Here is a 6,000-nt window from a genome sequence, read left to right on the forward strand (position 1 = left end):
GCCGGTAAACGCGAAGCCAATGCGATCGCCAATATCCGAACCTTTGATCGCCCCGCGATGCAGGTCCGAACCCAACGCCCGCACCAACTCCGCACCATCCCCAACCACAGCCGCCGCTCGGTATTCGAACGCCCCCCGGCCCGTATTGGCCGACCACGCCAGGTCGCCGATCGGCATATCCGGCGTCACCGCCGCCGCCAGCGCCGCCACGTTCGCCGCGAGAGCCGCCTCGGTCCGGCCCGACACCGTCACCACATGCAACGGCCGATCCGCCAACGCACCCGTCTCCACCCCGGCCGGCAGCGGAGGCTCCGCCAGCACCACATGCGCCACCGTCCCGGTAAATCCGAACGCACTGACCCCAGCAACCCGCCGATGCCCCCGATCCCCCGCCCACGCCACAGAGGCCACCGGCACCCGAACCGGCAGCGACGACCACGGCACATGCGGGCTGGGTTCGGAGAAATGCAGATGCGGCGGCACCATCCCGTGCCGCAAGCTCAACAGCACCTTCAGCACGCCCGCCATGCCAGCGGCAGTCTCCAGATGGCCGATATTCGTCTTGACCGAGGCCACCGTCAGCGGCTTCCGCCGACCCGCGGCGAACACCGTCTCCAGCGCCGCCATCTCGATCGGATCGCCCAGCGGCGTCCCGGTGCCGTGCGCCTCGACGTAGTCGACCTCGTGCGGCGCGACCCGAGCAGACGCCAGCGCATCACGGATCACCGCCACCTGGGAGTGCTGGTTCGGCGCCGTCAGCCCATTGCCCCGCCCGCCATGCCGCACCGCGCTGCCCAGCACCAGGCCATGGATGCGATCACCCTGCGCCTGCGCCGCCGCCAGCGTCTTCAGCACCAGCACCGCGCCGCCCTCGCCCCGCGCATAGCCGTTCGCGTCAGCGGCAAACGTCTTGCAGCGCCCGTCCGGCGACAGCGCACCCAGGCGGGACAGGGCCAGGAACGGTTCGGCCGCCAGCATCAGGCTGACCGCACCCACCAGCGCCGCATCGCAGGCCCCACGCCGCAGGCTCCAACACGCCTGATCCAGCGCCACCAGCGACGACGCACACGCCGCATCGAGCGACACGCACGGCCCCTGCAGATCGAACACATAGCCCAACCGCCCGGCCGCCGCGCTCAGCGCGATGCCGGTCGCGGTATAAGGCGTGATCCGCCCTGGATCGTCGGAATACAGCCCAGCCCGGGCATAATCCGCCTTCTCGATGCCGACGAACACGCCGGTACGGGACCCCGAGACCGCCGCGTACGGCATCCCGGCGTCCTCAAACGCCTCCCACGCCAGTTCCAGCAACAGCCGCTGCTGCGGGTCCAGGCTGCGGATCTCCTCCGGTGGCAAACGGAACAACTGCCCATCGACGCCATACGGCACCTGATCCAGGAAGTGCCCACGCGGCCGGGTCGCCATGCCGGGGAAGCGATCAGCCGGAGCCTCTCGGCTGGTGTCACGTCCGTCCGCCAGCAGCCGCCAGAACGCCGCCGGATCATCGGCACCCGGGAAGCGGCACGCCATGCCCACAACCGCCACCGGTTCGGCAGAGGCCACCTCCCGGGGCATGGAGTCTGGTGCGTCCCCCTTGCCGTTGTCATACGGCGGCGGCGTCACAGATATTTCTCCCATTTATCCGCCGGCTCGGCCCGCTCGGGCGCCACCGGCGCAGGTTCCGCCGCCGCCAGCACGCCCAGTTCGCCGGCCAGATGGCGCGCGAACGTGCCGATCGTGGGATGCGCCCAAAATGCGGTAATCCGCACCTCACAACCGGTTCGCCGCACGATCTCGCCGCGGATTTTCAATGTCATCAGCGAATCGACGCCGAGTTCACGCAGCGGCCGGTCGTCGGCGATGTCCGCTGGGTTGAGGCCGGTTACCCCCGCGACAATGGTGGTCAATTCACCACGCAGCGCAGTCACCGCCCTCTGCCCGAAACCCCATGGCGCCGCCGACACCACCTGACTCGCGGCGACCGCGGCAGCCCCCGCCTGATTCGGCAGCAGCGGCGCGAACCAGGCCCGAGCCATCTCGTTCGGCATCCCCCTCAGCCAATCTTCAGCGCGAAACGCCATCAGCGTCGCCGCCGGCTGACCGCTCTCCCAAAGTTCCGGGATCGCCGCGGCCACCTCGGCCTCGGTCAGTGGAAACACGCCGTCCGCGGCAACGTCGCGTCCGGCCGCCACTGCGCGCCGGGACATGGTGGACCCCGCCACCACCCCCAGCCGCAGGCTCAGCGTCGGCATCCCCAGTCCGCTGCGATAGCGGGCCAGCGCGTCCAGGAAGCCATTCGCCGCGGCGTAAGCCCCCTGCCCCGGCGAGCCCAGCAGCAGGCTGGCGGATGACAGCAGCCACATGAAGTCCAGCGCACGGTCGACCGTGACGCGGTGCAGGACCCAGCCCCCATCGAGTTTCGGCGCCAGCACCCGATCAAATGCGCCGCCCAGCGGGTCGGCTGAATCGAGGCCGGCCAGCATGCCGTCCTCCAGCACGCCCGCCGCATGCACCACGCCCGCAAGCGGCGGCATGTCGCGATCGATCTCGGCCAGCACGCCGCGCAACGCCGCTTCATCGGTAACATCGGCCCGCCGGATCAACACCCTGGCCCCGCCCGCCGTCAGCGACGCCAGCGCGGCACGCGCCGCCGGGCTTTCTCCACCGCGGCCCAGCAGGATAAGGTTGCGTGCGCCATGCGCCAGCAGGAAGCGGGCGAACAGCAGCCCCAAACTGCCGCAACCACCCGTCACCAGATAGGTGCCATCGCGGGTCACCCGCAGCGCTCGCGCCGCCGGCGCGCGTGAGGACCGATCAAGCTGGGCCGCATACAGCGTCGTCGCCACGTCCGAACGGCGGATAGCCAAATCAGGCGCGGACAAGCCGGGCGCGGCCAGTACCCGGTTCAGCAACGCGATCTCTTCCGCGCCAGGATGCGAGGACAGGTCGATCCGCCGGCAGCCCAGTTCCGGATATTCGGTCGCGGCGCTGCGCAGCAATGCCCACAGCATGTCGGCGCCGAGTTGCTCACCGGCCGTGTCCGTAGGAGCCTGGCCGCCCCGCGTGACCAGCCAGAACCGCGGCGGTTTCGCGACAGCCGCATTCAGCGCCGTCAGGACAAAGCGCAGCCCGGCTCGCTGGACAGTCGGCGGGTCCGCGTCCCCCATCGGCCCACCCGGCATCATCAGGACGTCGGTTGGCGGCAAGGCACCCGCGAGGCACGCCGCCAGGCCGCCGGAACCGGTGTCCAACGTCGCGCTAAGCCCGCGGGCGATATCGGCGGCAACCACGTCTGTCGGGTCGGCCAGCACCAGCAGGCGGTGTGACGTCCCCGAACCAGATTGTGGCGCGGCTATCTCGTGCCAACGAACGTCATACAGGCCGGGCTCCGGACGCGTCTCCACCGTTGCGGCCGAGGACGTGGGCAAGTCCGACCAAGGATCGAAACCGGGCTGCCAAAAGCGGGTTCGCTGCCAGGGATACCGCGGCACATCTGCCAACACAGGCGGCGGCGCACACAGCCGATCCCAGCGCAGGTCGAACCCCTCCGCATACAACACCGCCAGCGTCTGGGTCAGTGCGTCCTGCCCCTGGCCACGGCGCAGCGTGGTGATCGGCGGAGCCGCCCCATCGGTGCCCTCCAGGCACTCCGCCAGGGACCGTTGCAACGCCGGATGCGGCCCAATCTCCAGGAAATGAGTGGTCTCATCCCGGCGCATCGCGGCCACCGCATCGGCAAACCGCACCGTCCCGCGTACATTGCCCTGCCAATACGCTTGGTCGATGTCCGCCGCATCAGCCCGGCGGCCCAGGACGGTCGAATAGAACGGTAGCCGCGCCGCGGCGACGGAAAGGTCGGCCAACCCACCCGCCAATGCCACCGCGGCCGGCGCCATCTGCCGGCTGTGAAAGGCGAAATCGACGGGCAGGCGCTGCCAGGAGATCGAACGAACTTCGAGCGCCCGAGTCAGCGCCGCCACTTCGATGGCCGGTGCTGCCAGCACCAGGCCGAGCGGGCTGTTGACGGCCGCGATCTCCACCTGGTCGGACAGTAACGGCGCGACATCGGTGGGCGAGCCGGCAACCGCCAGCATCGCGCCCCGGCCGGCCGCCATCTGCATCAGCCGGCCGCGTTCGGTGACCACGCGACAGGCCTGCGCCAAACTGAGCATCCCGGCGGCATGCAGCGCGGCAACCTCGCCGCAGCTATGGCCGACCACGCAATTGGCGACGACGCCCCAATGGGCCAACAGCTCGGTCAAACCGTACTGCACCGCAAAGATTGCCGCCTGCGCCCGATCGGTGCGGGCGATCTCCACCGAACTGTCCGGCTGTTGCAACAGTGCTGCCACCGACCAACCAGCCAGCGGCTCTATCAGCGCGTCGCACGCCTCGATGGCGGCACGGAAAACCGGCTCCCGTCGAATCAACGCGGCGCCCATCCCGGCCCATTGCGCGCCCTGCCCAGTGTAAACGAAGCCAAGAGCCGGCAACCGATCCGGTCTCCGCCGTCCCATCGCCAGGCCTTCCGCCGGCTCACCGGTGGCCAGAGCCCTCAATTGCCGCACCAGTTGCTCGCCATTCGCGAAGCGCAACGCGGCACGATGGCCCAGGTGGCTGCGCCGCAACGCCGTCGTCGCCGCGATCACGTGCGGCGAAACCGTGGGATTTGCCAACGCATAGGCCTGCCAGCGCTGCGCCAGTGCCCGCAACGCGGCCGGACTGGCCGCAGACAAAGGCATCAGCCCAGCCTGTCCTTCGGGCGGGGCCAGCGCGCTGCAGGCCGCGACGGCAGGCGCCTCCTCCAGCACCACATGCACATTGGTGCCGGCGAAACCGAAGGCGCTGACCCCGGCGCGACGTGGGGTATCACGCCGCGGCAGCGTCTCACCGCCATGCGGCACGCGGACGGCAAGCGTCTCCCAATCGAGGTGCCGGTTCGGCGTCGCCAAATGCGGGCTGGGCGGGATAGTGCCGGAACGCAGCACCAGCGCGGCCTTGATCAGGCCGGCAATGCCGGCGGCGCTTTCCAGATGGCCGATAATGCCCTTGACGGAGCCGATCGGCAGCTTCCCCGCCTCCGCCGAACGCGGCGAGAACACCGCGTCCAACGCACGCACCTCGATCGGATCGCCCAACGGCGTGCCGGTGCCATGCGCCTCCAGATAGTCGATGGTCGCGGGGTCAGCGCCCGCCCGCCTCAGCGCCCGCTGAATCACCTGCGCCTGCGCGCGGCCACTGGGCACCGTCAGCCCGCTGCCACGCCCGTCATGGTTGGCTGCGGACGCCGCCACGACCGCCAGGATGGGATCGCCATCGGCCTGCGCCGCGGCTAACGGCTTCAGCACCACGACACCGCAGCCCTCACCGCGCACATAGCCATCCGCCGCATCATCGAAGGGGCGGCACGCGCCGCTGGGCGAAAGCGCACCAAGCTGGCCCAGGCTGGCGTAACCCGGAGATGCCAGGATCAGGTTGACGCCGCCCGCCAGCGCCATGGTGCAGTCACCGGTTCGAAGACTCTCAGCCGCCAGATGCACCGCGAGCAGCGAAGACGAACACGCGGTATCGACGGCGAGCGCCGGTCCCTGAAAGTCGAACGCATGCGCTATACGTCCCGCGGTGAGTGAAGGCGCGGAGCCGGTATATGAATAGGGACCGATGCGGTCCGCGACACCGCTATGGAACTGCGCCAGCGCGTAGTCGGCATTGCTGATGCCGACGAACACACCGACTTCCCGGCCGGCGAGGCCCGGGGTGTCCTGGCCTGCATCTTCCAGCGCCTCCCACGCTACCTCCAACAGCAGGCGCGCCTGCGGGTCCAGCGCCTCGGCCTCGCGCGGTGAAAGCTGAAAGAAGCCATGGTCGAAACCGGCGACGTCCGGCAGGAAGCAACCGATGACCGGCATGGCGGGGGAGCCGCGTTCGGGCGGCAACGGCCCGGCCGCGATGATGCCCGCCTGTAGCAGTGACCAGAAGCGCGACGGCCGGTCGGCGCCG

The 6,000-nt window shown here is 69.9% G+C and carries 2 protein-coding genes (1 of these 2 cut by a window edge); both read right to left on the reverse strand.

Annotated features, from left to right (window positions below; translation table 11 throughout):
* On the reverse strand, positions 1–1,623 hold the 5' end (the start) of the coding sequence (locus GSQ89_RS08345; protein WP_158923917.1) for a non-ribosomal peptide synthetase/type I polyketide synthase. Its footprint begins 22,092 nt before the window's first position; only the first 1,623 of its 23,715 coding nucleotides appear in the window; its start codon is at positions 1,621–1,623; its stop codon lies off the left edge, out of view.
* Positions 1,620–6,000 (reverse strand): type I polyketide synthase (locus tag GSQ89_RS08350; RefSeq protein ID WP_158923919.1); only part of this gene is annotated, 4,381 nt, incomplete at its 5' end. The genes GSQ89_RS08350 and GSQ89_RS08345, both read right to left, overlap by 4 nt.

This window comes from Acidisphaera sp. S103 (assembly GCF_009765975.1).
GTDB lineage: Bacteria > Pseudomonadota > Alphaproteobacteria > Acetobacterales > Acetobacteraceae > Rhodopila.